Raw genomic sequence first — 26,675 nt, 5'->3', positions numbered from 1 at the left:
ATAAATAAGGTGCATGCCTTACAATAATTTGTTTTCTGAGTGCATTTTTTTACAGCATTTTATAGCTGTGGTTTCATCATGCAATTGGCAGAAAATACAAAACTGCCCAATAATTTTCTGAAGTATTGCTATAGATACGTTTTCTTACTTTGATGATTTTTCTTTCATCAATCCGCTTCAATATCTGTAGATGTATTTTGGTAGTCCGGCTATCAATGATTGTCACTTTAGGATGCCATTTTTTATCTTGCATTATTCAGCTGTTTGTGATCAGTAATCTTTTGATACTGTTCTATATTTCACTTTTCTCTATTTTCGATAATACCGGTAAACAGTCTGCCAGAGTCAAAATTCTCCTGGAATCTGATACAGCCATTTTGTGAGATAAACAGAACCTGTATTATTTCAGGTAAATCCCATTTGATTTTTTTTTTAACCAATATGATATTTTTTTTAACTTGCTACCTTCTGGAAGAAAGGTCTGAACTATATGTTTTTAGTTACATTGAAGCAATATAACTCTTTCTGCCTTCTTTCAAAAAAATAACTCAAACAGCTTCTAAAACCATGATACTTAATTTATGAATGATTTAATCAACGAACTCCAATTAAAAATTGAAAGACTGGAAAACGAAATCAATTTCAAGAACGGATTGATCTCGATTTTGTCTCATGACTCAAAAGAACTGTTGGGAACCTTTCTGTGGCTTACAGAAGAGCTGGAGCAAAATACTATCAATGAGGAAGATTTTTTTAAGTTGTTGCCGCAGGTAAAACGAGATGCTCAGAAAAATCTGCAAACTATACAGGACAGCATTGCCTGGCTAAAAACACAATACGGGGAATTTAAGATTAAACCCGTTAAAATCATGGTGATAGATCTTTTTCACTATTTGGAAGAAAAATATGCTGCTCGATTAAAAGAAAAAAAGATTAAGTTTTATTTTAAAGGAGATCACAATGCATTTCTTACAGGCGATCGCATGTTGCTCGAATATGTTTTAGACAAAATTTTCAACAACGCGGTAAAATATTCATTGCCAGGTCAAGATATTTATTTACAGGAAGTTACAGAAGGTGGTCAGGTTGTGCTTTCTATAAGTGATTCCGGAACAGGAATCAATGAAAAGTATTTATCTGGGATCTATACTTATGGTAATCCTGTATTTCTGGGAACTGCGGGTGAGAAAGGAGTGGGATTAAGTTTGAAAATTGTAAAAAATTTTATATCCTTGCTTGATGGAAACATCCAAATCATTTCCACTGAAAATAAAGGCACCACAGTTTCCCTTTTTTTACGTAAATTTATAGAGTAATGGGTTTAAAAGTAAACATTCGCATTGTTTTAGCAGACGATCATGGTATCGTTCGGATGGGTTTGATACAGACAATTAAACGATTCAGACCCGATGCTATCATTTCAGAAGTAGAGGATTATAAATCGCTGTACAATTTAATTCTGAAAGAAGAATTTGATCTGGCCATTATGGACGTTAATATGCCTAATGGTACTGTTCAGGAAGCAATAGATTACATAAAAATTCACCAACCCGCATTAAAAACTTTGATATTTTCTTCTCAGGATGAAGAATTGTATGGAATGCGTTATCTGAAAATGGGTGCTGGTGGCTATCTAAGCAAGCTAAGCTCCACTGATGTAATTGAGACTGCTTTAACAGCGATGCTTAATAAAGGCCGATATGTAAGTGAGAATATAAAAGAAGCGATTTTTTTAGAATCATTAAACGGCTCTGTAAAAACTTCTCCCTTTGAAGCTCTATCAGACCGCGAATTGCAAATTGCCAATAAGCTTGCAGAAGGTCTTCCCCTCAAAGAAATTTCTAATCAGCTGAATCTCCATTCATCAACGATCAGTACATACAAAATCAGGTTGTTTGAGAAGCTTAAAATACGGTCCATACCCGAATTGGTAGAGATTCTAAGGTTGTATAATCAGTAAATATTCTATCACAAAAATCTGATTGTGACTCAATCTCTGCTCCTTTGTACAAAGTTATTTTCAGAAACTCAATAGTTCAGTGGAAAATACAATTGAACAAGATAGGTATAAATCTATTTAACAAAAAAGTAATGAATGAATTTATAATCCTAAAGTCAAGTTGGGGAATAGGTATCTTTTATGAGATAATAGAAATCATAAATCATAATCAAAATGATGAGAATGTATATGAAATAACTCCTTTTGTTTTTATAAAGTTAAAGAGTGATTTATTGGATACTATTTCGTTAGAGTATTTAAAGAAAGGAATACAGAGTATAATACAATTTATCAAAGAATTTCCAGTCTGCTTTTGTATAGAAAAATTGGAATATAATATTTGTGATTATCAACCTGAGGGTATGTATTATATGTTCAGGAAATGGTTTTTTGAAAGTCATAATATGGAGATTCCTCCTATGAATATTTATTATGATAAGGAGACAAATAAATACGTTTTTCCTGATTTAATTGATATTGGAGAATTATCTTAATTCATACATGTTATATGGATAAATTAATTATAACAGAAAATACCGAATTTACTTATTGGGATAATTTTGACTATCAAATAAATGATAGTATACTTGTTTCTAATAATGCTAAAAAGTATAGGTCTTCTGATGAGCTATTGAAAATATGTCGTACTGTTTTTACTACACATTATAAGAAAGGAACCCAATGTGAAAATAGTTTTACAAGCAAGGTTTTGCACGTATTTTAGAGGAAAAATTCTGATATCTGATTGATGTCGGAATTCTTATAATCAACATAAATATGATAATGAAATTCATTAAGTTTTTTCAAAATCCTAAGAAATTCATTCTTCTCAACTTTATTAAGCTTTCCGGATAAAATTTTTGAAATTAAGTTGACATTAGAAACAGATGCGTGGAAAATTTCTTCGCCTTTTTTAGTCAAATTTAATCGCTTGCTGCGCTTATCATCTTTATCATTTTTCTCTTCCAAAAATCCTGCTTCCAAAAGTCTTTTGATGATTTGAGTTCCGGTTTGTTTCTCGTGACCGTTTTTTTCGATCAATTGAATTTTCGTTAAAAAAGGTTCGTCTTTTAAGCGGTACAGGTAGGTAAATTCTTCATTCGCTAATTCAGGGAAATCTCCCAAACCTTTTCTGATCAGTAATTTAGAATATCGTCCTAATAAGAGAACCTGTTTGCAAATTTCATTTTCGGTAAATGAAACCTGATGATTTTCATTTTTAAAAAGCTTGGTAGGGCTTTCATCAGCATATTTTTTATCATTCATCCACACGCGGAAATCATCAACGGTGGAGTTGGATTTGCAGGCGTCAGAATGTTCAAATTCTTTCACGTGATGGAGCAGGTCTATGAAAAAGTCGGTTTGCATAATAATTTTGGTAAAGATATTAGTTTTTGGGAATGATTACAATTTGATGTTACTCATTCCTCCGTCAATCCCAATGATCTGTCCCGTGATCCACGCTGAATGATCAGATAGTAGAAACGCAACCATTCTTGCGATTTCGTGGGCTCTTCCGACTCTTTGCAATGGATGTCTTCTTCCTGAAGCTTCCCGTTTTTCAGGTGTTGAAAGAAGTGGTGAAGCTAAATTAGTATCCGTTAAAGAGGGAGCAATGGCATTCACTCTGATTTTCTGAGTAGAAAATTCTGCGGCCATACTTTTCGTCAAACCTTCAACAGCACTTTTACTTGCAGAAATTGAGGAGTGAAAAGGCATTCCCAGCTTTGCCGCCACCGAACTGAACAACACAACAGAAGCCGTTTCCGACTTCTTCAAATTAGGCAACAGTTTCTGAATCGTTTTCACAGCACCCAAAACATTGATTTCAAAATCATTCCTGAAATCTTCAATCGAAAAACGGTTAAATGGTTTTAAATTAATACTCCCCGGTGCATAAACCAAACCGTCAATAACTTCAGGGAATATAATTTCATCCAGATTCCCCGAAAGGATATCTATTGGATGAAATTCAATATTTAAATTTTCAATTTCAGGATTTTCGGTTCTTGAAAGACCAATAACGTAATGATTTTCTGATAATATTTTTGCAGCAGCAAATCCAATTCCCTGCCCGCAACCGATAATGACTATGTTTTTCATTTTATTCTCTTTTTATCGTTTCGAAATTTTATTATGACTTATTGTACGCTGTCTTTTACATTTAAACCTGTCAATTTCAGGATTTCTTTTCATCAGATGCTTCTGGCTTACTCCAGAATTCACTCTTTTTCTCCAAAGCCGAAAACTTGATGGTTTCAGTTCTCTTCTCATCAATTCAATCACTCCAGATTCTGAAATTCCAAACTGAAATGCTATTGCTTCAAACGGCGTTCTGTCTTCCCAGGCCATTTCAATTATGCGGTCTGTCTGTATTACATTAAATTCTTTCACCATTATTTTAAATTTTTAATCGTGTGCCTGGCGATTTTAAAGTGTTCAGATTTTTTCTCATCCGTCATTTTATCTATAGTTCGCAACATCATTCCCAATCTCGGATTTGTTTTGAAAAATTCTTTGTTATCATTCACAAAATTCCAAAAGAGGGCATCCCATTTTTCTGTCCAGTCGTCATCAGAGTAATCGCTCATCTTTTTGATGTAATTGCTTCCGCTGATGTACGGTTTTGTAGTCATTTTTCCGCCGTCAGAAAAGCTGCTCATCCCATAAACATTAGGAACCATTACCCAATCGTAAGAATCAATGAACATTTCCATAAACCATTGGTAAATGTCATCTGGATTAAGTTTCAACAGATTCATAAAGTTGGCGAAAATCATCAATCGTTCGATGTGATGTGCATAACCAGTTTCCAGAACCTTCAAAATTGTGCTGTCAATCGGTTTAATTTCAGTCCTTCCTGTATAAAAAGATTCCGGAAGCGGATTTTGATGTTTCCAATAGTTTTTATTTCGCTGATAAGTTCCCTCATAAAGGTAAATCCCTCTCACAAATTCTCTCCAACCCAAAATCTGCCGCACAAATCCTTCAAGAGAATTGATGGGGATTTTATATTCGTTCGCATATTCAATGGCTTCTCTCAAAACGTTTTCTGCAGTTAAAAGTCCAATGTTTAACAATGGCGAAAGCACGCTGTGATGCAGAAAATGTTCACGCTCTACGATACTGTCTTCATAAACCCCAAAATCGGCAAACCGCAGTTCCAGAAACTGATTCAACCAATTTTCAGCTTCCTCAAAAGTGACGGGATAGAGTTGATACGACTTTAAATTGCCATAATTTTCATTAAAATTTTTCCCGGTATAAATTTTCGCTTCCTCAAAATATGCGCTGTTTTCCGGGAAGTGAATGGGGGGAGCCTTTTTGTTCTTTGGATATTTTTTACGGTTTTCTGTATCGAAAGTCCATTTTCCACCGATGGGTTTTCCGGTTTTCATTAGAAGATTTCGGGAAATTCTCTGTTGCTTGTAAAAATCGGTTTGATGATACGATTTTTTATCTTCAAAATAGTCTTTCAAATCTTCCTTAGTATTGATAAACAAACGACTTTCAATAATCTCTAATTCCAATGTAGTTTCCTTAATTCTCTTTTCAAGCCAATTGTCACAAACATCCGTGATGAGAATTTTATCAAAATTTAGTTTTTCTAAATGCTTCATTAAATTTCGAACATCAGAAAGCGGGGAAGTACTTTCAATATATTCTACCTTGAATTTTTCTTTGGTCAAAAATTCCTCATAAAACTTCATACTCGCCCTATGAAAGGCAATTTTCTGTTTGTGAAATTTATATTGTTTAAAAAACAGAAACTCTTCCACCAGAAAAACAGGGTGATTTTTATCCAGATAATCCGTGTCTTTAAAAAGCTGATGCGGAAATATCAATTGCGCCGTTGAAGATGCTACTTTAGCCATAAATTTCTGAATTTTCGATCCGAATCATACTGTTCAGCCTGTTTTTCAGCATTGAAAGTTCTGCTTCTCGGGTCATTTCCAACGCCGGCGAGATACATCCAGTTTCCATAATTGCTGTGAACATCGTAATCGATGAGCATTTCCTCAAAATAAGCTGCACCCATTCTCCAATCCTGCTTCAGGATTTTGCAGAAATAGGAAGCTGCGTTTTGTCGTCCGCGGTTGCTCATCCAGCCCGTGTTTTTAATTTCCAGCATATTGGCGTTGATAAAATCAGAATCTGTCTCGCCATTGATCCATTGGTTAATTAAATTTTGATCATATTTCCATTCGTATTTTTGTTCTGAAATTCCATTTTGCTGAAATATTGTATCCCGAAACTGCATTGAAGTAAATTTGAAAAAGTCTCGCCAAAGCAATTCGAAAACAAGCCAATATGTCGATTCGTTACTTCCAAATTCTTTCTCATATTTCTTGATTTCGTGGAAAATAGACACTGCAGAAAGACTTCCGTTGGCAAGCCACGCAGAAAATTTGCTGCTGTAGTCTTTATCAATTAACCCATTTCTTGTTTCTTTATAACAACTTAGATTTTTAGTTTTAAAAAAGTAATGATTCAATCGTTGCAATCCTTCAGTTTCACCACCCGAAAATGGAAAAGCAGAAAATTGATGCATTTCAAAATCGTCAAAACCTAAAGTCTTTAATGTAATATCGTCGCTGTTTATTTTTAAATTTAAAATGGATTTATTGTAAACCAGATGTTCATCATTAAATTCATTTCTGATTTTAAAATCTTCCTCTATTTTTTGTCTGAATGTAGTAAACAGTAAAGGAATTTTATCTAATCGTTCTTTTACGAAATCTGGTTCAAACAAAAGTTGAGAATAAGATTTTACCCATTGTACATCAGGAAAAATGGTTTTGATTTGATTTTCCAATCCAATTTCTTCCTTTGTCCATTCTCTCTGACAGAATATTTTTTCAACCTCAAAATCTTTAGATATCTCCTTAAAAACATCTTCGGTCTTACCCAATTTTTTAAGAAACGGAATCTTCTTTTCTTTTAAATTATTTTCCAAATCCGAAACAGTTTGCAACAAAAATTTAGTCCGAAATTTTCCAATTTTCTTAAAATTAAGTTGTGTCGAATGGAAAAAAGATTTGTCAAAAATATACACTGCAAGAAAAGGTAAATGTTCTTGCATCACGTTGTAAAGTGATTCATTGTCTCTGATTCTTAAATTGTTTCCGAACCAGAGGAGGTTGATTTTTTGTTTTTCCGGCATTTTTCGCTGCAATATTTTACTTCGTTCCAGTTTTTCTTCCACTTTTTCCGCCAGTTGAAGGGCAGTCCGCAGACTTCACAAATCTTTGAAGGTAAGTTGGCAGGCATTTATTCGTTAAAATTTTTGTACTGATTGATTACGACATTTTTGGCTTTCAAATCGTGCATCATATTATACAAACCAAAAAATGTACGGTTCAGATAAATAAAATGTTTCGAACCTCTGTTGGTATTCATTCCTTTCATATCGCTTATTTTAGCGTATTTCTGACCCAGATCTGCAATTTCCTGAAAAAACGATTCATCAGAAAAATCAAAAATTTCTGCGTTAAAAGGTCTTGTGAACAATTCCAGCAATTCGTAGAATAATTTGGTGAAAAATTCCTGTTCTTTAGCAGAATCATTAGAACTCAAAATCTCCAGATCGTATAATTTTTCTTTGTAAAATTCAGGATTATTCAGATTCTCAAGTTGAGCCAACTCAAAATAGGGTTTATAAAAGTCATTCGGGATTTCTTTGATACATCCGAAATCAATCACGAGCAGTTTTTTATCTTCTGAAACCAGGAAATTGCCTGGATGTGGGTCTGCGTGAACTTGTTTTAGGACGTGCATTTGGTACATATAGAAATCCCAGAGTGTCTGTCCGATTTTGTTCAAATCTTCCTGAGAATTTTTCAATTTTGTGAATTCCGAGAAATGTTTTCCGTTCATCCAATCCATTGTGATGATTCTTTCGCAAGATAATTCAGGATAATATTTGGGAAAATCCAAATTCGCAAGATGACTGCATTTTCTAGAAATTTCCTGACTTCTTTTCAGTTCAAGATCATAATCTGTTTCCTCAAACAATTTATTTTCTACTTCCTGAAAATAAGATTCTGAACCTTCTTTCTGGATATTAAACATTTTCATCGCAATAGGTTTTACCATTTTCAAATCACTTGAAATGCTTTCTCTCACACCGGGATACTGAATTTTTACAGCAAAATTTTGACCATCTTTTTTCGCTTTATGAACCTGTCCGATACTTGCCGCGTTAACGGATTCATTCGTGAATTCATCAAATAGATCCTCCGGATTTTTTCCGAAATATTTTCTAAAAGTTTTCTTTACCAAAGCTCCCGAAAGCGGCGGAACAGAAAATTGCGACAAAGAAAATTTTTCAACATAAGCCTGCGGAAGAATGTTTTTCTCCATGCTTAACATTTGGGCAACTTTCAAGGCTGAGCCTTTCAGCTCTTTCAGAGAATCGTAAATGTCGGTTGCGTTGTTTTCATTCAAAGCTTTTTTCGCTTCGCCCTCATCTTTATTTTTTGTGATTTTATTTCCGTAATATTTAATGTAATTAACACCGACTTTTGCTCCTGCTTTCAGCAAGCTGCTCGTTCGTTCCAGCTTTCCTGTTGGTATTTTATTGAGTGTTTTCATCTGCTATTTTTTAAATTTTTCTTTAAATAAAAACTTTCCGAGGTCAACTATTTTTCTCAAAGGTTCGTTTTCCATCAGTTCAAATCCTGTGTCAATTGTTTTTTCAATGAAAATATCCGTCTTTTCGAATGATGGAGATGTATCTTTTTTCCAAAATTCGATGGCGGAAACCAAATGAATCCACAACGCTTCTTCACGAGCTTTTTCGTGGAATTTTTTCAAATCATCTTTCGCTTTTTGAATCATTTCCCAATCATTAAAATCAAGAGTTTTGACGAATTGTCGATGCGTTTCCTTAAGCTGATTTGAAATTTTTGCCAAGTGTAATTTGTCATTCCCCAAGATCATCAGAACCAAAGAACGGTTCATCGTCATATTTTCAAAAAAGATAAAATAGACATTCAACAGTTTTTCTTTTGAAGTAATTTCATCAGAATTGTTAATTTCCGAAGCTAACTCTACAGATTTATCAAAAAGATTGACCAACATTGATTTTTCTATCTGTTCAAAGCTTGAGAAGTAATCGTAAAAGTCTTTTTCTTCGAATTCATTGTCTTTTGCGAAACGGTAAATGTTTTTTGGTCTTTCGCCGTGATTCAAAAGGTAGTCACCGTACAATTCAAATATTTTATCTTCCGTAATTATATTTTTTGGTTCCATTATTGATTTTATTTATCAACAAATTTAGTAATTAATTTTACTACTTAAATAAATTAAGTATAAATTTGTACTATAATAATAATTCAAAATATAACTAATGCTTACAATACAGGCTCAATCTAATGTACCGACCGATTTTGGAATGTTTACCGTCTATGCATTTTCTGAAAATGAAAATGACTGGTGTCCACATTTGGTGTGGGTGGCTGAAAAAACAGATTTTAATGAAGTTGTTAATGTTCGTTTCCATTCGGAGTGCATTACCGGAGAAGTTTTCCATTCGAGGAAATGTGAATGCGGACAACAACTGGATGCGGCAATGAAATTTATGTCGGAAAACGGAGGAATGATTATTTATCTCAGACAGGAAGGCAGAAATATTGGAATCATCAATAAATTAAAGGCTTATGCTCTTCAGGAACAAGGTTTTGATACGGTAGAAGCAAATTTGAGATTAGGTTTGCCGGCAGATGGTAGAAGTTTTGATGTTGCAATCGAGATGCTGAAAATGCTGGAAATTTCTAAAGTTAATTTATTGACCAATAATCCTGAAAAATTGAAAGCTTTCAACAACAGCGGGATTTTGCTCAATAAAAGAATTCCTTTGGAAATTGAATCTAATTCAGTCAATGCGTCGTATCTTACAACAAAGAAGGATTATTTTGGGCATCTCTTCGAAAAACTTTAAGTTACATTGAAAATTCAAAGAAAAATTCTTTAACTGATTCAAAATTAATTCTCATGAAAAAGATTTTATTAACGGGAGCAACAGGTTACATCGGTAAAAGGATGATGAGTGTGATTACAGAGCAAGGCTACAAAGTGGTGTGCTGCTGCCGAGATGTCTGCCGATTTTCCAGACCTGCCGGGATCAATGATGATTTGATCGAAGTTATCGAAGTTGATTTCCTGAGAGAGGAAACTTTGAAGAATATTCCGGAGGATATTTCAGGGGCATATTATCTGATGCATTCTATGAGTGCGAATGGTGATTACGAAGAATCGGAGAAAATCTGTGCTCAGAATTTTGTTTCAGCAATTGAAAAAACGGCGTGCAAACATATTATCTATCTGTCAGGATTAGTCAATCAGAAAGAATTATCAAAGCATTTGAATTCAAGATTTAATGTAGAAAAGATTTTAATTGAGTCTAAAATTCCAACAACGGTTTTACGAGCTGGGATCATCATCGGTTCTGGAAGTGCATCATTTGAGATCATTAGAGATTTGGTTGAAAAATTACCGGTCATGATTACGCCAAAATGGCTCAATACGAAATGTCAGCCCATAGGAATTGCAAATGTTTTGGATTTTCTAATTTTTACTTTATTCAAAAAAGAAACTTACCGTAAAAGTTTTGACATCGGTTGTGAAGATGTCTTGACTTACAAAGAAATATTGCTGGGTTTTGCGAAAATCAGAGGTTTGAAAAGAACTATTATCACATTGCCGGTAATGACTCCGAAACTGTCTTCGTATTGGTTATATTTCATCACTTCAACCACTTACAGTCTGGCAAGTTCGCTCGTCGGAAGTATGAAAATTGAGGTGGTTTGTAACAATGAAAGTTTATCAGAGATTAAAAAAATAACTGGAGTCCAACCATTTTCTTACGAGCAGGCTTTGGAGAGAACGATGGCAAAGATTCAGGCCAACGAAATACTTTCCAGTTGGAAAGACAGCTTTATAAGCAGCAGAAATGATTCTTCCCTGAAGGAATTTATTGAAGTTCCGCATTTTGGCTGTTTTAAAGACGTTCGAAGTGAAAAATATGACGACCGTGAAAAATGTCTCGACCGTGTTTTTGGTTTGGGCGGCAAAAATGGATGGTATGGACAAAACCTTTGGAAAATCCGGGGTTATATGGATGTATTGGTTGGCGGTCCGGGGCTCAGAAGAGGAAGAACGCACCCGGTAGAGCTTCACGAAGGAGATGCTTTGGATTTTTGGCGCGTACTTTATGCTGATAGGGAAGAAGGGAAATTGATTCTTATTGCTGAAATGAAACTGCCTGGAGAGGCGTGGCTGATGTTCAAATTATACAAAGGAAAGCTCTGGCAGAAAGCAGTTTTCCGACCAAAAGGATTGTGGGGAAGATTATATTGGTATTCTGTATTGCCTTTTCACGGATTTATTTTTAAAGGAATGGTGATAAAATTGGCTGCTGGCCATTAATGAGTTTAATTCATGAAAAATCTTTTGAACACAGGAAACGTAGCTTTTAGCAAAGTCCTATATGATAGTGTTATTGAAGGTAAATTAACATCCCAAATTAAATAAAGACTTTTAAGAATATCATCTGATTGGTGCAGAAAAGTGTATAGTTCCTATTCTTTAGTTATGATATACTTAAATGAAACGGATTTTATTTTTCTGACCTCATATTACTGCCATTTCTTATTTTCTTAAAATAGATTCACTAAAACAATAAAAATCCTAATCTGGCTTATTTTGGAATAAAAAAATGGCCCAATTTGGATTAAATTGAGCCATTTGGATGTTTGGACCAAGACGAGCGTATCTTCAAACACTTTTATTGATGATTTGGTTCGATTAAGCAAAATTAAAAATGAATTATGTCTCCCCAATTTATCATACAAATTCTATTAGACTTTTGTTTAATGCAATTAAGTTTTCAACACATGTAGAAATTACTGTTGGAATAATAACTGTCTATTTGGCTGTTCGTTCTTGTACCCATAAACGAAGAGATCTCGAAACATTTGGTGGGAAATTTAGAAAGGGCCTATAGAAATCCTTATCGTTTAATAAGTCTTCTTTGTCTATCATAACTATGTAATGGTTAAAAAATAATAAAAAGTTATTTCCGTAAAATTTTTTGAGCTCTAAGGGGCTCAAAATTTTCCAGAGTAACTTTTTAACTTACACAGTTAATGAGACACTACCAAAAAAATAATAGTAATGATAGTATATTGGATTAATTCCATTTATTTCCTTATCTGAATAGGGTTTGATTAGTAATTGTCAAATAACATCATAATCATTCACTCCCAAAACAAAGTAATGTTCAATTATTTTTTGAGCTTTCTTGCACATCGATAAAAGATCATTTACTGATGTGTTGTCGAAACTAAAGTCATCATGCGTTTTCACAATATATTCAGTTACTATTTCAATATTCATTAAATCAATTTCTGTTACATCGGTTTTCAGCCTATTTTCTTCTTTGAAGAAAGGAATTTTACGGAAAATAGAATCGTTAAACCGAAAGAGATGTATTGTTTTCATTATAAACTATTTAATAGGATGCAAATTTAGGTTGATGCTTTGTCAAGAAAGTTTATCTTTTATTTTTCTGTAGATCCTTTTTTTAGTTAAAGTACGTTCTGATGGTAATGGGTACAAGCCGCCTGAAAGGATATACAATAAGCTGCCCCAAAAATTATTTTTCCTACAGAATTCATGACTGTAGTTAGTTAATATTTTTATGTATTCGTGTTCATATTCCTTTGCTTCCTGTAATGTGTAATTTTCTGGAATATCTTTAATAATATCCATAACATTTTGGTTAAAGGTTTTAGGTGAATATTTTTCTATAAAGTCTAATTCAAGCCTGCACATCCCGATAAGTGGAGTAAGTAAAGAAAAAATTTCATCATAAAAATTATAAATATTTACCTTCCAAGATAATCTTTCTTCTTCCGGTAAAATCTGAATAGTCAACAGAATAAGTTTTTTATGGATTACTTCCATTTCATCTGTGTAGAGTTTGTTTTGCTGCCAGAATATGAGTGAATTGATTTTATTTTTTTTAATAATATTTCCCAGTATATATTCAAACTGGATTCTAATATTCTTTATGTTCTCACTCAGGTCTTCTAAAACAGACTGCCACAGGTTATGCTGGCTTAAGCTGCAATATGTGCTAAATATCAATCTTGATTTGTTAATAAGCTGCTGTAATTCTTTTAACATTCTAAGAATTTCTTTAGCGTCTCTTTCTAAGGTGATGTTGGTATTTCGCAGATAGAACAGAGAGGTAAACTGGGAATAATAGGCTCTTCTTGAAATATTTTTTTTATTTCTGAGACCCGATTTGCTCTTTGGATGCTTGATTAACTTTTTCATTAGAATTTTATTGTAGATCATTTTTCTTCATAGTTCCTTTTTCAAAGGATTTTTGTTGTATGATAAGGGAAACAAGATATTGTCTTAAATCTTTTATCGTAATATTTTTTTCTTTCTCAGAAAAAAATAATGGAGTTTCATCTAGAAGTTCATACAGTTCAGGAAATTCTTTTTGGATTTCAACTGTTTTTTTAAATATCTTTTTCGTTAAAATAGATATAGTGTTTAGATTATTCATAGCCGCTTTTTATTATTGTTACTATCATCTTAAAGCGTTTATTTCCTTTTATTGAATGACGTTTATGGGCAGGGATGATAATGCATTCACCTTCTTCCATAAAGTAAGAAGCTCCGTCTATAATGATTTCAGCTTTACCTTCAATGATCTGTGCAACAGTATCGAAAGGAGATATCTTTTCAGATAACCCTTCTTTGTCATCAAAAGATAAAACACTGATATTACCGGTCAGTTTTTCAAGTATATTTTTACTGACTACAGAATTTGGAATGTAATCTACAATCTGGCTTGTAATATATACTTTCGATTTTTCAAGTTCTCTATGATTCATCACTGTGGGTTTAAACATAAAAAGAGCAGATGGTATTGTAAATAAAAGGGACAGAACTGTCTAATATTCCATCCCTTTTTCCAGTGAAAGCGTTTGATAAATATATCTTTTCATTGGCTTTAACTGTCCTTGAAAACAATTTATGAAAGATTGATTTCTTTGATAATATTGAGAACTTCTTCACGGTTTTTTCTTAATCTGTTTCCGATTCTTTCCAGCATTTGCTTTTCTTTACCTTCTTCAAGCTTCAGGTCGTGGTCCGTTAATGTTGAAAATTTTTCTTTCAATTGTTTTGATTGCACATCCCAGTCTCCTGGAATTTTGAAAGATTGGTTGCCTTTGTTGTGGTTTGTGTCCATAAGGTAGGTTTTAGTGTAACTTCATTGCTACAATACAAAGTTGGGTATTTATTAATCTATTGTATTACAGATTGTTTCTTTTATGTTGCACATATCACACTTTTACAAAATTCCAGCTTATTTTGAACATCTGAAATGTGGTTGATCATAAAAGCAGTGTTTGATGACTCCTTATAAAGTAATGGAGGTGGTTAAGTCTAGGAAATGATTACAAACTTAAAATACTGCTCGATAATTCCAAATAAGTGATTGATTATTTGTATCTTGCTGAATAATTGCATTGAGCTGACAATCTGGACTCAAAGAACCAGTGTATTCACTTCTTTTTCTTTCATTATTTAATACTTCCGGCATACCTCTCTGTTCCACTTCAAATCATTTATAAAACTGTTTTTGAAAAGGAGAATATAAATCTGCTGATTCTCTCCAAAAGAGAATTCAATGGTAAAAAAATTATTAATGTTTTTATGTATATAAAAAAATATTTAAGGATGTGGACATTTTTGATTCCTATCCTGGCATGGTTCTCTTATGTAGGAAATTCTGTTTTTTCTTCAGGGTATTACTCTGTGATTCTTACTTTATTTTTAATAGGAAGTGTTTTAGCTGCGGTGTACCATTCCGAAGTTATTGCGCATCGTTTGGGGGAACCATTTGGAACTTTGCTTTTGGCATTTGCCATTACGGTCATAGAAGTAGGGCTTATTATTTCCATTATGATGGGAGCAAAAGGGTTGGAAACCATTACTCTTGCCAGAGATACGGTTTTTGCTGCAGTGATGATAATCCTTACGGGAATCATTGGAAGCTGTATTGTGATAGGATCCTTACGATATAGAGAACAGAGCTTTACCTTACAGGGGGTAAGTACGGCACTGATTACACTGACCTCTGTTATTATTTTTGTGCTTATTCTGCCCAATTATACGGTAAGTCACCTCGGAGGCGAATACACGTCCCTCCAACTTCTTTTTATCGCCTTGATTTCTTTAGGGCTTTATCTTGGATTTACCATGATCCAAACTTTTAGACATCGAAGCTTTTTCATTTCTCCACAAAACAAATTATTCGAGAATCTGCCTGTAGAAAGCAATAATAAAATAATTTCCACAAAACAATTGTATATCAATTGTATATTGTTAATTTTATCCCTGGGAATAGTCGTTTTGCTGGCAAAACTTCTTTCAAAGGATGTTGAACATATAGTTGTTTCTGTGGGTGCCCCCAAATCTCTTGTAGGTATCATTATTGCTGGTATTGTTCTGCTTCCGGAAGGTCTGGCTGCATTCAGAGCTGCAAAAAGTGATCAGATTCAAACTTCATTAAATCTGGCTTTTGGTTCAGCTTTAGCGAGTATCGGACTAAGTATTCCTGCGATTGCCATTATATCTGTAATAACCGGTATAAGAATGACATTGGGGATAGATATCAAATCAACAATACTTTTAGGGCTGTCTCTTTTTATTATTACTGTTTCACTGGCAACAGGCAGAACTAATATCATGCAGGGAATTGTACTGATTGCTATTTTTTTAATTTATCTTTTTATTACAATTGTACCATAACCTATTTAAGTTATGCATTATAGCTTGATATATATTGAAACGGCTAGCTGTAGTTTATATGAAATGATGGTTGATATAGAATATATTTCATCAAATGAAGCCAAAAAAACGTTTGAAGGCTCATGATTATAAAGGTATTGCCCAAATATTGAAATATCAAATAAAAACTAATAAGATAACATAGAAACTGGTTCACAACTTGGGTTAAGCCAATACTTTAAAAGTTTGAAAAAGTACTCTGAACAGAAAAAAGATTTTGCAAATAAAAATTATTTATTGATATGACTAGTAAAAAATATTACTTCCACGATAAAAGTCAGAATATTATATCAGAAGATCAATTAATTGGAGAAAATATAGATGATATAGAATGTTTTCTGACTGATTATCAGTTACAAAAGCTACATACAATAGAGCGTGTCTATATCTTGAAAAAAACATTTTTAGGAATTTTTAAGACAAGATTGTATTTATATCTTAGTGAAGATACAATATATAATTACGCTATTCAGAAAACATAACATTACTATACTTTATTATTCCTCCGATCATAGCATAATGTTAGAATTCAAATTTCTTTGGAATATCGATGCTTTGTCTTATTTCGTTTTAATGTTTTCTGAAAGCTATAGTATTTGTTACTCTTACTAAAACGATAACATCTTTAAAGGAGTGGTCAACGGTAGCATGATGATGAAAATTAGAATTTTCACTTTAACCTTTCTAATGCCTAGGAGGAGAGTATATAACAAAACCCTCCTTTTTAGGGGAGAGTTAATTGTACTAATGAGAATGTACAACTATTATGAGCAGTAAATGTATATCTAAATAAATTACATTAATATGCTGCAAGTTATATGATTCTATTTATTATTGTCGTATATGGAGTAGAAATAATACATTTATTTTTAACTCTCCTTAGGATATTTTTAAGCATGACTTTTTAATGCGAGGTCTTATTACAGAGTTGCAGATAAATCACTGATATCAGAGTTTTGATCATAGGGTGGTTGCTGGTTGAAAAAGTAAACTACTTATTTTGGAAAACAGAGCCTTGCCATGAGATAGCTGACGGTTGATTCTGCTCCCTGATTAAGATTAACATTTTTTTCTTCAAGGCCGTCATAACAGCCACCCGTTGCAGGGTTATAAATGATCTGATGTAAATGATTTTTTCCTAAAAACCAATTAAAAGCACTCCTCATCATCTGTAAGTATTTTTCATCCTTAAAAACTTGATAGAATGTAGATAATGTCAGTATGGTGTAAGCAACATCTATGGGCTGTTCCCCGCCAATTGATTCAGGACTTTTAATCGTTTCTTTCTGCAACCATCCTTTATTGGAAATTACTTTGATTTCCCCCTTAATAAATATTTTAGAAAGCAGAAACCTGAATGATTCATTGGCAATTTGCTTGTACATTTCGTCTTTGGTAGTAATCCATGCGCATAATAAAGCCTCTGGAAGTAAGCTGTTTCCATAGGTCAGATAGCTTTCAAACCAATGCCAGTCTTTGTGTTTTTCATGCTGGTACATTTTCACCAGACGATTGGCCAGCTTTTTCAATAATGGAATATTGATTTCTGAATTTTGATAATGTAAGCCTTTGATGATAAAGCCCATTGCTCGGGTAGAATGGATATTCTCAATAGATGAAATACTTTTTTCAATGATTGATTCTGCTTCATCAGAAAACTGCTGCGGTAAGATTGCTTTTATTGAAAGAAGATATCCTAGTGCCCAGATAGCTCTTCCATTGGAATCTTCAAGATTGGTTTCATAATTCTGTTGCACAAATTCCTTGTTCTGATTTATATAATTAAGAAAACTTCCATCCGGGTGTTGACAAAACTTAATAAGTTTCAGATAAGTTGAGATTAAATCAAGATCAGATTCATCTCTGCTCAGCTCATAATGTCTGCAGGCTACAATCATAGCCCGGGCATTATCGTCCAAAGTATACCCGGAATTGATATCAGGTTTGTTGATTTTAGAAAACTGGATCATCCCAAAATCCGTTGTCATATTTTTGACATGGCTTAGATTAATGATGGGGAATGTATAATGTAATGTCATTTTATCTTTGCTGTATTGTTGAAATAATAGGGCGTGCGAAATAGAAGAATTTTCCCAGGCTGTGGGAGCCATTTTTTCCAAACTATTTGATCGTAATTTTTCCTGTACAGTTTCATTTTTTAATAATGTATTTACGGCAACAGAAAGCTGCTTCGGAGCTTCAAAATCAATAATGATTCCCAGGTCTTCATTCAGTACTTCCAAAGCATGGGGAATAGGAGTGGAAACCACAGGGCAGCCACAACTGATGGCGTAGGAAAAAGTACCACTTACTGCCTGATTTCTGTCTTTTGAAGTGAAAAGATAAATATTGGTAAGCTGAAGATAATCCAACAACTCATCTAAAGGCAGGTACTGGTTGATAAAGTAAGTATGTTTTTCCAGATGGAGCCTTTTAATAGTATCCTGCAAAAAATCACGATATTTCTCACCTTCATATTTGATGATGCCGGGATGCGTTTTTCCAATAATCAGAAACATTACATCGGGGTTTTTTGTAATAATTTCAGGCAAGGCTTCTAAAGTGGTTTCAATATTTTTCCCCGAACCCAGTAAACCAAAGGTTGAAAGAACTTTTTTATCTTTAAATCCGTATTTCGCTTTCAGTGAAATTTTATCGATAAATGGCAGTAAATGGGTGCCGTGGGGTATCACTTTAATTTTATCAGGAGGTATATCATAATCATTGTTTAGTATATCCGCAGAAATACTGGTCATTACAATAATAGATTTTACAAAACTGCTGATTTCTTTTACCTTTTCTTTTAATTCCCGATCCGGTTTTGGTAGAACGGTGTGAAAAGTAATGATGATATCTTTTTCTGTATTTTGAAGAAAAAGCAGTAATCCGTTGGGGGTTTCGTTGAAAAATCCAAATTCATGCTGGAGCATAACCAGTTGAATATTGTTATTCTTATTGATTTTATCAGCCAGCTCCAGATAAGATACGGCATCGGATGTATTTAAGCGATATTCTGGATCATCTTCATATTGATAATGCTCATCCTCAGTTTCCATTGGGCAGATGCTGATGCTAAATGATTCTCTGAATTTTAATTTAAGGGATTGTACCAAGTCCTGACAGTATGTTGCAATACCGCATACCTTGGGAGGAAAAGTGCTTATAAAGATAATTTCAGGTATATGATAAATTGTGTTTTTATTACTTTGTAAAGGTTGTCTTTTTGTCTTTTCCTCCACGTCTGATTTTATATTTTTATTCATATTGATATTTATTTTAAACCTGACATTCTGTATAGAATAGTCAATTATGATGTGTACTGTAGTAATTCCTTCAGTAATTCAGGGATGCTTAAAGAAGCAATAGCTATTCTTTTGTCTGCAGCGCCATAGTAAATATGGAGTGTATGTCCTTCTACGATGGCTCCGGTAGGGAAGCAGACATTGTTCACTTCTCCCTTCTGTTCCCATTCTTCATCGGGCTTGAAAAGAGGATAGGGAAGTCTTGAAATTTCTTTTTCAGGAGTATCAAGGTCTAGTAAAGCAGCACATGCGCTGTAAACATATCCTTCAATGGTATCATGTACACCATGGTAGATTAAAAGCCATCCATGTTCAGTTTCTATAGGGGGGCATCCACCGCCAATATAGCTTACTTCATGCTCATATTTGGGAGATAATACAATATGTTCTTTAAAATGAAGGAAGTAGTCTTTCCAGAAATCAGGATTCAGATCTTCAATATTTTCTATCCTTACAATTTGGATATCAGGCCTTATGCGATGTAGAAAATAAAGCTTACCATTAATTCTTCTTGGAAAAAATATCACATTTTTATCCCAAAGGAAGACCTCTTTATCCTTTATATGAGTATGCGGGAGTTTGTTGAAACGTCTGTACTTTTCTACTATTTCACCTTGAGATTCTGCTAAAAGCTTAAACTTTTTGTATGGAATTTTTGGCACAATGATTCCTAGCTTTTGCCATGATATTAGATCCTTAGATACGGCAAGTGCACCCAATGCATTAACCCCGTCATAACTGGTATAAGTAAGGTAAAATAAGTGATCGATTTTGACAATTCTTGGATCTTCAACACCATGTTTTTCGTATTCAAATTCAGGGATAATAACCGGATTGCTGAGCCGTATTTCAGGAGTCTTATAATCCGATAATATACAGTATCCGATACTCGAGAAGTTATTCCTGGCAAGAGCCCTGTATAATAAATGTATTTTTCCGTTATCCTGAATGACTGCAGGATTTAGAACTCCTTCACTCTCAAAGTCTAATGTTGTTTTTCTGAGTATAATTCCATCTTTTTTCAAGGATACCATTTAGTTGCCGGTATTTCGGGCTTCTTGTTCCCTTTCTCTTCGTTTACTCATTTTATCCTCCCGTTTCTCTTTTGCAGATTTTGCGGGTGGAGTTTTATCTGATTTCTTTTTTCCGTCTTTTTCTTTTGACATTGTGAAATATTTTTTTGTTACCTGTAAATTTCAATCATTAAAAAAGGAAAGCTTTGCAATTGTCTTTTAATTTGTTGTATAAATCATAGATATTTCCGATTTAATAGACTAACTTTGGATAAATGACTGTTAATGAAATAATTGACAGATGTAAACAGTAAGGGAGATGAAGTTGTATGTAAAATATATGGTAAGTTTGCGCTGCAAAATGGTTGTCCATCAGGAACTGGAAAGATTGGGCATTAAAAATGCTGTCGTTGATTTAGGGACAGTAGAATTATTGGATGATATTAGCTCAGAACAAAGACAGATCCTTAAAGAAAATTTACTTAAAACAGGACTTGAAGTATTAGATGATAAAAAAAGTATCCTGATAGAGAAAATAAAGAATGTAGTGATAGAAATGATTCATTATTCAGATGAACTCCCAAAAGAAAATTTCTCAGACTATGTAAGTGAAAAATTAGGCTATGATTATACCTATCTGGCTAATACCTTTTCAGAAGTGAAAGGAATGACACTCCAGCATTTTATTATTATTAATAAAGTAGAAAAGGTAAAAGAACTGCTGTTATATGATGAACTTAATCTTACAGAAATCTCTTATAAACTCAATTACAGCAGCGTGGCCCACCTCTCCAATCAGTTTAAAAAAATTACAGGACTTTCCCCTTCATTTTATAAACAGCTGAAACAAAGACGTCTTGGAAATCTGGAAGACTTATAAATGTGTGATATATGTAAAATTATACCGGATATATATAGCTTAGTATAACACTTAAACGGCCATCTTTGTAGTATAATAATCAGGAATTCACAAAATCCATAAAGCTTATATCACTATAAATAGTGCAATTTTAGATAAGAAATATAGTGAACAGTTGAAAATATTTATCAAACAACAGGCTGTTCTCCCGTATTTGAAAACATTGTAGTAATAAAGAAAGATGTGAAAAAGCGAATATACGACATATAAAATTAGTAGGCTTAAGGATTCTCAATTTTGACAATGAGCATATTAAATCCCGATAAAATAGTAGATCTGTTTTCGAAAGGATTTAATTAATCAAGGATGGAGACCCATGGTTTCTGTCCTTTTCATCCATATTATAGGAATTGATAGATATATAAAAATTTTCATCAACTGAGTCCATAAAACTGTTTGAACATTCATGAGTAAACAACATGTTTAAATACAAAACAGACTTTCTTATTATCACTTTAACGTCAAAAGTCATGAAAACAATACACCTTTTTCAGTTTAAGAATTCCATTACCCGGAAACTTCCTTTTTTTAAGGAAGAATGTAGATTAGATAATTTAAATGATTTAATGGCTTATGATCTGATGAACACCGAAAAAGTGACTGAGTTCATTATTGAAGTTCATGATGATTTTATTTTTGAAGATATGACCAGAGAAGATCTTTTGTCAATGTGCAGAAATGCCAGAGAAATGATTGAGCATTATTTTGTTACAACCATGAATGATTATGACGTTATCTGAATATTGATTTCAGCAGCATAAAAGTTTTTTTGATCAACATAAATAATAGACTCATGAAATTTCAGCAAAGTTTACTTGATTATATCAGTACTTCACTCATTACAATGAATGAAACGGTTTCTATAGCAGAAAGCGTAACCTCGGGATTAATACAGCTGGCTTTTTCCCAAATGGCTAATGCAAAACTGTTTTACAAAGGAGGAATAACGACTTTTACATTACCTGAAAAAGTTCAATTTTTAGATATAAATCAAATTGAAGTTAAGGAAAATGGTTTTGAAACCCAAAAAATGGCTGATACAATGGCTGTAAAGGTCGCTGAATCATTTGGAACAGATTGGGGAATTGCTTCTACTGGATATGCTGCATCTGTAAGAAATTCGGGATTTAAAGTGTATTCATTCTGTTCATTCAGTTACAAAGGAGAGATTGTACTTTCCAAACGCATAGAGCTTCATGATAAGACTCAGGCACTGGATGCACAGTTGTATTATACCGAATTTATTTTAGGGTGTTATAAAAGTGCATTGAATCAAATATTAATTTAAACTTGTCATTTATTTTTTGCCTAGCCCCAACTTTTACACCTGATCCAAATTATTTAGATATAATTTTTTTTAATAATTACAAATTTAATTATTGATAATAATAAAAATAGCGCCAACTGTCTTCAGTTGGCGCCGTTTGGCTTTTGGTGACCTCGACAGGATTCAAACCTGTAACCTTCTGAGCCGTAATCAGATGCGCTATTCAGTTGCGCCACGAGGCCGTTTGTTATCTTGTTGTTTAACGGTTGCAAATATACCACTTTTTTCCGTTCTTTGAAACATGAAAAAGAAAATTTTACTTTTATTTACGGTATTTTCGCTAATTGCCTGTAAAAGAGAATCAAAAATTTCGTCCTCAGATTGGACAAATATCTCAAATCGTACCCAATACAAGGAACAGGACGGAAACCTGGAGTTGAAATCGGGGAATTTTACTTATAATTTTAAGCAGAATCAAACTCCTTTCAAGAAAATAATCCTGCTGAATGCAAGTATGGCAGGGTATATTTCAGAGCTTGGAGCAGAAAATGTAATCATAGGAGTTTCCAGTCCGGAGTATATTTTTTCAGATAAAATTCAAAATCTGATTAAAAAAGGAAAAATCCAGAATGTAGGGAGCGAACAGAAATATGATGTGGAAAAGATCATCGCTATGAAACCGGATGCTATTTTTACCAATCATATCGCAAGTTTTGACAATGCGTATGAGCTTTTAAAGAATAACGGCATTCAGGTAATATTTCTGGATGAATACATGGAGCAGAAACCTTTGGAAAAAACGGCTTATATCAAACTTTTCGGAGAGCTTTTAGGAAAAGAAAAAGAGGCAGAAGCTAAATATCAGGAAGTGGAGAAAAACTATAGTGATCTGAAACAGCTTGCGTCAAAAGCAAAAGAAAAACCTGTGGTGCTTGCTAATGAAATGTATGGAGACGTTTGGTATCTTCCGGGAGGAAATACTTCTGTGGCTCATTATATTTCGGATGCCAATGCGAATTATATCATGAAGGATAATAAAGATGAAAAAGCTTTGACAATGAGCTTTGAGGAAGTATATGCGAAAGCAGGAGGCGTTCAGTACTGGGTAAATGCAGGAAGCCATACTTCGAAAAAAGAAATGCTGGGTATGAATCCTTTCTATGGAAAGCTGGATGTATTCAATAAAGGAAAGATCTATACCATTGCAGGAAAAGAAAAACTGAAAGCGAATGATTTCTTTGAAAGCGGTGTGGTGAGAGCAGATTTGATTCTTAAAGATTATATAAAGATCTTTCATCCTGAACTTTTACCCAATTATCACCTTACTTACATGAAAGAATTGCAGTAACTCATACTATTTGCTTATTTTTGCCTTTCCTTTTTATCAAGTTATGTGGAAAAAAATTAAACAGCTTATCTTCATCATTCTTATTTTGAATGTAGTTTTTATCATCTGGGGTAGATTCTTTAATCCACCCATTACTCTTACCCAGATAGGAGGACTTTTTGAATATGGAAAACTGCACAGGGATTATATTTCCTATGACGAAATGGGAAATAATGTGAAAAAAGCCGTAATTGCTTCTGAAGATCAGAAGTTCTTTGATCACGACGGCTTCGATTATACAGCAATCGAAAAAGCCATGAAATATAATGAGAAAGGCAAAAAAATAAGAGGAGGAAGTACTATTTCCCAGCAAACAGCGAAGAATGTGTTTCTTTGGCAGGGCAGAAGCTGGGTAAGAAAAGGACTGGAAGCAGTGTATACTTTCATCATCGAAAAAGTTTGGACAAAAGATATTATCCTTGAAAGATACCTGAATTCCATAGAAATGGGGCAAGGTGTATTTGGAGTAGAAGCCGCTGCTCAATATTATTTTGGAAAATCATCCAAAGACTTAAGTACCTCAGATGCAGCCTGGATTGCTGCTGTATTGCCTAATCCAAAAAAGTATGATCCTAAAAATCCATCACCCTATTTAAGGAAGAAACATAATTGGATCATGAGACAGATGAGGAATGTGACTTTGAAATAGTATCTTTGTACTAATGAAATTCTTTAATTCCAGCACAAATTTTGAGTCAGTTCTTAAAAAATATTTTTCTTTTAAGAACGAAACTCTTTCTTTAGAACCTTTTGCAGAGTTTTTAGAGACGATAAAAGAGGCCGACTTTACAGATGTGCTCAATTTTTTCAGAAGCAATCCTAATTTTGCTGAGAACTTTAAATATTATATCCACAATATTTTTAGAGGAAGACCTTTCAACCTTTCACTGACGGAAGCGAATATTCTTTCAGAAAATGCCTTCTTTCCGGAGCTTAAAAAAAGAATACTGAACAAGGTTCTGCCACCCGTTGAAAACGAAAATACGGTATGGTACATGATCGATAACGTCAGTATGAGGCCTAAAAAGGATTTAAAATATCTGCATAATCTTCCTGAAAACGAGATCAATGAATTTTTAAATATGATGGGAGCTGCGGATTTTATTATCCGCCCTAACGTTAAAAAAGAACTTATTTTCTCTATGAACATCCTTTCCTGGAGGGTAACAGGAATGGCGATGGAAGTGGAAGTGGTGAGAATGGCCCCTCAATACAGAAATCTGGATAATCCGTTTCTTGCCCTTCAGAATGAGCTGGAAACATTGGCCGATGATTTGGTTAAAGATCCTGAATTACAACTGCATTCAAAAGACAGCAGATATAAGCAGATCAAAATCTACGCAGAACAATGCCAGGAGTTTGTGAATATTGCTTTTAAAAATTCTGCCAAATATGGTATTTCCGGGAAGATTAATCAATCTCTGTTAAAAATCCGCCAACAAACTGAAAGAATATATGAAATCGTTCAGTTATTGGTTATTGATACAGATGAAGATGTTCAGATAAAATCCAAGCAGTTGATTTTTAATATTCTGAATTATAAATCTCACAAAAATAATATTTCAGATCTTATCAACGACAGCACGAGGTTGATCTCACACCTTATTACCAATCACACTGCAGAAACCGGCACGCATTATATAACTTCTACCCGGAAGGAATATATGACCATGTTCTACAAAGCGAGTGGTGGTGGTATTATCGTAGGAGCCCTTTGTGTTCTGAAAATGCTTTATGGATACATCCCGGGAAGTGATTTTTCACATGCCTTTCTGTATTCCATGAACTATGCGATGGGATTTGTGATGATTTATCTGATGGGTTTTACACTTGCTACAAAGCAGCCGGCTATGACTGCTGCAACGATGACAAAAGTATTATCTGAAGAAGGAAATGCTCAAAGAAATAATACGGAATTTGCCCATTTGGTATCTAAGTTGTTTAGAAGCCAGTTCATTGCCTTTGTAGGGAATGTATTGCTTGCCTTTCCGGTAGCGCTTGCCATTATTTACGGATTGGATGTGTTTTTCTCACAAAATCTTGCTGTAGAGCGCTCTGATAAACTGTTAAAAGACCTTGATCCTTTTAAATCAAAAGCTATTCTGCACGCCAGCATTGCCGGATTCTATCTTTTTATTTCCGGGATTATTTCTGGAAATATCGGGAACAATTCTGTGTTTTATCAGATACCGGAGAGAATTGCCAAAAACCTTTCCATCAGAAGCTTTTTTGGAAAGAAATTTGCGAAAGGACTTTCAAAATATTATGCTAAAAACTGGCCGGGAATCATTTCCAATTTCTGGTTTGGGGTTTTCCTTGGAGCAACTGCTCCGGTCGGAATGTTTTTCGGACTGGATCTGGATATCAGACACATTACTTTTGCAGCCGGAAATTTTGCTTTAGGGTTATATGGAAAAGATTTCTCTGTAGATTCCTATACATTCTGGATGTCTTTTGTAACGGTATTCCTGATTGGTTTCTTCAACTTTCTGGTAAGTTTCAGTTTATCGATGTTCCTGGCATTTAGGTCAAGAAAAATGAATTTCGGACAGGTAAGTGAGATCTATAAAGAGATTTTCAGATACTTTACGAAACATCCGCTGAAATTCTTCCTGCCGCTTAGCTCTGGTCTGGACAAGAAAGCAGATGATTTGATGAGCAGTACCATTTCTAATAAATCAGAAGAACATTAATATCATAAAAAATGCTACCCGAGGGTAGCATTTTTCTATTGTTATAGCTATTAAAGACAAATAGGAAGTAATGGGCATTTTGTCGGCAATGTTGTCCAATAAGCACATTCGTTTTCGTTAGCGCAGCTTACAGCACAGCAGATCTGTCCAACACCTCCTCCCTGTATTGTTTTTAAAGTTTTTCTTGTCAGTTTTTTGATGCAATTGATTTTTTCATGGT

The 26,675-nt window shown here is 33.8% G+C and carries 28 protein-coding genes and 1 tRNA gene; 12 read left to right on the top strand and 17 right to left on the bottom strand.

Annotated elements, in window-relative coordinates; translation table 11 throughout:
* Nucleotides 1-581: 581 nt before the first annotated feature.
* The 3 genes from RHP76_RS06645 (at nt 582) to RHP76_RS06635 (ending at nt 2,493) form a co-directional block, all read left to right on the top strand.
* Nucleotides 582-1,316, top strand: coding sequence for a sensor histidine kinase (locus RHP76_RS06645; protein WP_311229773.1), 735 nt, complete (start codon nt 582-584; stop codon nt 1,314-1,316).
* Nucleotides 1,316-1,960 carry a response regulator gene (locus RHP76_RS06640; RefSeq protein ID WP_311229772.1) on the top strand — a complete coding sequence of 215 codons (645 nt, stop codon included), beginning with the start codon at nt 1,316-1,318 and terminating at the stop codon, nt 1,958-1,960. Before RHP76_RS06645 ends, RHP76_RS06640 begins: the two co-directional genes overlap by 1 nt.
* 131 nt (nt 1,961-2,091) lie before the next feature.
* Nucleotides 2,092-2,493, top strand: coding sequence for a hypothetical protein (locus RHP76_RS06635; protein WP_288441356.1), 402 nt, complete (start codon nt 2,092-2,094; stop codon nt 2,491-2,493).
* A gap of 226 nt (nt 2,494-2,719) precedes the next feature.
* Here RHP76_RS06635 and RHP76_RS06630 read toward each other — a convergent pair whose 3' ends face one another.
* The 8 genes from RHP76_RS06630 to RHP76_RS06595 are packed head-to-tail and all read right to left on the bottom strand — an operon-like array spanning nt 2,720 to nt 9,253.
* Nucleotides 2,720-3,367, bottom strand: coding sequence for a MarR family winged helix-turn-helix transcriptional regulator (locus RHP76_RS06630; RefSeq protein ID WP_062671718.1), 648 nt, complete (start codon nt 3,365-3,367; stop codon nt 2,720-2,722).
* A gap of 36 nt (nt 3,368-3,403) precedes the next feature.
* The gene (locus RHP76_RS06625; RefSeq protein ID WP_311229771.1) at nt 3,404-4,102 is read right to left on the bottom strand and encodes an SDR family NAD(P)-dependent oxidoreductase; all 699 of its coding nucleotides are present in this window, start codon (nt 4,100-4,102) and stop codon (nt 3,404-3,406) included.
* A 12-nt stretch (nt 4,103-4,114) separates the two neighbouring features.
* A complete protein-coding gene (locus RHP76_RS06620) occupies nt 4,115-4,396 on the bottom strand; it encodes a TIGR03643 family protein (protein ID WP_120231673.1) in 282 nt (93 codons plus the stop codon).
* Complete coding sequence (locus RHP76_RS06615) at nt 4,396-5,874, bottom strand: cryptochrome/photolyase family protein (protein WP_311229770.1); 1,479 nt, start codon at nt 5,872-5,874, stop codon at nt 4,396-4,398. The genes RHP76_RS06620 and RHP76_RS06615 overlap by 1 nt, the downstream gene beginning before the upstream one ends.
* Nucleotides 5,862-7,163 carry a DASH family cryptochrome gene (locus RHP76_RS06610; protein ID WP_311229769.1) on the bottom strand — a complete coding sequence of 434 codons (1,302 nt, stop codon included), beginning with the start codon at nt 7,161-7,163 and terminating at the stop codon, nt 5,862-5,864. The genes RHP76_RS06615 and RHP76_RS06610 overlap by 13 nt, the downstream gene beginning before the upstream one ends.
* Complete coding sequence (locus tag RHP76_RS06605) at nt 7,115-7,270, bottom strand: DUF2256 domain-containing protein (RefSeq protein ID WP_082798729.1); 156 nt, start codon at nt 7,268-7,270, stop codon at nt 7,115-7,117. Before RHP76_RS06605 ends, RHP76_RS06610 begins: the two co-directional genes overlap by 49 nt.
* Entirely contained in the window at nt 7,271-8,593 is a 1,323-nt protein-coding gene (locus RHP76_RS06600) for an ABC1 kinase family protein (protein WP_311229768.1), read from the bottom strand. It lies immediately after the preceding gene.
* Between the two features lie 3 nt (nt 8,594-8,596).
* Nucleotides 8,597-9,253, bottom strand: a complete 657-nt coding sequence (locus RHP76_RS06595) for a TetR/AcrR family transcriptional regulator (protein WP_123280023.1) — start codon at nt 9,251-9,253, stop codon at nt 8,597-8,599.
* A gap of 97 nt (nt 9,254-9,350) precedes the next feature.
* Here RHP76_RS06595 and ribA point away from each other — a divergent pair, with 97 nt between their 5' ends.
* On the top strand, nt 9,351-9,941 hold the full coding sequence (gene ribA, locus RHP76_RS06590) for a GTP cyclohydrolase II (protein WP_062671730.1): 591 nt from the start codon (nt 9,351-9,353) through the stop codon (nt 9,939-9,941).
* Nucleotides 9,942-9,994: 53 nt separating this feature from the next.
* Nucleotides 9,995-11,428 carry an SDR family oxidoreductase gene (locus RHP76_RS06585; RefSeq protein ID WP_120231669.1) on the top strand — a complete coding sequence of 478 codons (1,434 nt, stop codon included), beginning with the start codon at nt 9,995-9,997 and terminating at the stop codon, nt 11,426-11,428.
* 810 nt (nt 11,429-12,238) lie between these two features.
* On the opposite strand, the gene RHP76_RS06580 is transcribed toward RHP76_RS06585, so the two are convergent.
* The 5 genes from RHP76_RS06580 to RHP76_RS06560 all read right to left on the bottom strand — a co-directional run bounded on the left by RHP76_RS06580 (nt 12,239) and on the right by RHP76_RS06560 (nt 14,270).
* The gene (locus RHP76_RS06580) at nt 12,239-12,502 is read right to left on the bottom strand and encodes a heme oxygenase (RefSeq protein WP_110010511.1); all 264 of its coding nucleotides are present in this window, start codon (nt 12,500-12,502) and stop codon (nt 12,239-12,241) included.
* 42 nt (nt 12,503-12,544) lie between these two features.
* The gene (locus tag RHP76_RS06575; RefSeq protein WP_311229767.1) at nt 12,545-13,342 is read right to left on the bottom strand and encodes a hypothetical protein; all 798 of its coding nucleotides are present in this window, start codon (nt 13,340-13,342) and stop codon (nt 12,545-12,547) included.
* A gap of 7 nt (nt 13,343-13,349) precedes the next feature.
* A complete protein-coding gene (locus RHP76_RS06570; protein WP_076550606.1) occupies nt 13,350-13,580 on the bottom strand; it encodes a hypothetical protein in 231 nt (76 codons plus the stop codon).
* Nucleotides 13,573-13,911: a cupin domain-containing protein gene (locus RHP76_RS06565; RefSeq protein ID WP_181397976.1), complete on the bottom strand. Its 339-nt coding sequence runs from the start codon at nt 13,909-13,911 to the stop codon at nt 13,573-13,575. Before RHP76_RS06565 ends, RHP76_RS06570 begins: the two co-directional genes overlap by 8 nt.
* Nucleotides 13,912-14,051: 140 nt before the next feature.
* The gene (locus tag RHP76_RS06560) at nt 14,052-14,270 is read right to left on the bottom strand and encodes a hypothetical protein (protein WP_311229766.1); all 219 of its coding nucleotides are present in this window, start codon (nt 14,268-14,270) and stop codon (nt 14,052-14,054) included.
* A gap of 467 nt (nt 14,271-14,737) precedes the next feature.
* Here RHP76_RS06560 and RHP76_RS06555 point away from each other — a divergent pair, with 467 nt between their 5' ends.
* Entirely contained in the window at nt 14,738-15,835 is a 1,098-nt protein-coding gene (locus RHP76_RS06555) for a calcium:cation antiporter (protein WP_120231667.1), read from the top strand.
* Nucleotides 15,836-16,869: 1,034 nt separating this feature from the next.
* Here RHP76_RS06555 and RHP76_RS06550 read toward each other — a convergent pair.
* The 3 genes from RHP76_RS06550 to RHP76_RS06540 are packed head-to-tail and all read right to left on the bottom strand — an operon-like array spanning nt 16,870 to nt 20,342.
* A complete protein-coding gene (locus tag RHP76_RS06550; protein ID WP_311229765.1) occupies nt 16,870-19,137 on the bottom strand; it encodes a glycosyltransferase in 2,268 nt (755 codons plus the stop codon).
* 44 nt (nt 19,138-19,181) lie between these two features.
* Nucleotides 19,182-20,210 carry a glycoside hydrolase family 130 protein gene (locus RHP76_RS06545; RefSeq protein ID WP_311229764.1) on the bottom strand — a complete coding sequence of 343 codons (1,029 nt, stop codon included), beginning with the start codon at nt 20,208-20,210 and terminating at the stop codon, nt 19,182-19,184.
* Entirely contained in the window at nt 20,211-20,342 is a 132-nt protein-coding gene (locus RHP76_RS06540) for a hypothetical protein (protein ID WP_262484585.1), read from the bottom strand.
* Between the two features lie 166 nt (nt 20,343-20,508).
* On the opposite strand from RHP76_RS06540, the gene RHP76_RS06535 reads away from it, so the two are divergent.
* The 3 genes from RHP76_RS06535 (at nt 20,509) to RHP76_RS06525 (ending at nt 22,396) form a co-directional block, all read left to right on the top strand.
* Complete coding sequence (locus RHP76_RS06535; RefSeq protein WP_226798640.1) at nt 20,509-21,069, top strand: helix-turn-helix domain-containing protein; 561 nt, start codon at nt 20,509-20,511, stop codon at nt 21,067-21,069.
* Nucleotides 21,070-21,578: 509 nt separating this feature from the next.
* Nucleotides 21,579-21,848: a hypothetical protein gene (locus RHP76_RS06530; RefSeq protein ID WP_052187039.1), complete on the top strand. Its 270-nt coding sequence runs from the start codon at nt 21,579-21,581 to the stop codon at nt 21,846-21,848.
* 53 nt (nt 21,849-21,901) lie between these two features.
* Nucleotides 21,902-22,396, top strand: a complete 495-nt coding sequence (locus RHP76_RS06525) for a CinA family protein (protein ID WP_047387970.1) — start codon at nt 21,902-21,904, stop codon at nt 22,394-22,396.
* Nucleotides 22,397-22,540: 144 nt separating this feature from the next.
* Here RHP76_RS06525 and RHP76_RS06520 read toward each other — a convergent pair.
* Nucleotides 22,541-22,617 (bottom strand) — tRNA-Arg (locus tag RHP76_RS06520).
* Between the two features lie 59 nt (nt 22,618-22,676).
* On the opposite strand from RHP76_RS06520, the gene RHP76_RS06515 reads away from it, so the two are divergent.
* The 3 genes from RHP76_RS06515 to RHP76_RS06505 are packed head-to-tail and all read left to right on the top strand — an operon-like array spanning nt 22,677 to nt 26,455.
* The gene (locus RHP76_RS06515) at nt 22,677-23,723 is read left to right on the top strand and encodes an ABC transporter substrate-binding protein (protein ID WP_228436713.1); all 1,047 of its coding nucleotides are present in this window, start codon (nt 22,677-22,679) and stop codon (nt 23,721-23,723) included.
* A gap of 43 nt (nt 23,724-23,766) precedes the next feature.
* Nucleotides 23,767-24,411 carry a monofunctional biosynthetic peptidoglycan transglycosylase gene (mtgA, locus tag RHP76_RS06510; protein WP_062671736.1) on the top strand — a complete coding sequence of 215 codons (645 nt, stop codon included), beginning with the start codon at nt 23,767-23,769 and terminating at the stop codon, nt 24,409-24,411.
* A gap of 13 nt (nt 24,412-24,424) precedes the next feature.
* Nucleotides 24,425-26,455, top strand: coding sequence for a transporter-like protein (locus RHP76_RS06505; protein ID WP_062671738.1), 2,031 nt, complete (start codon nt 24,425-24,427; stop codon nt 26,453-26,455).
* Nucleotides 26,456-26,675 lie beyond the last annotated feature (220 nt).

The sequence above is a fragment of the Chryseobacterium sp. SG20098 genome (assembly GCF_031844745.1).
GTDB lineage: Bacteria > Bacteroidota > Bacteroidia > Flavobacteriales > Weeksellaceae > Chryseobacterium > Chryseobacterium cucumeris.
The sequence above is the reverse complement of the archived record's forward strand: the minus strand, read 5'-3'. Positions and strand labels throughout refer to the sequence as shown.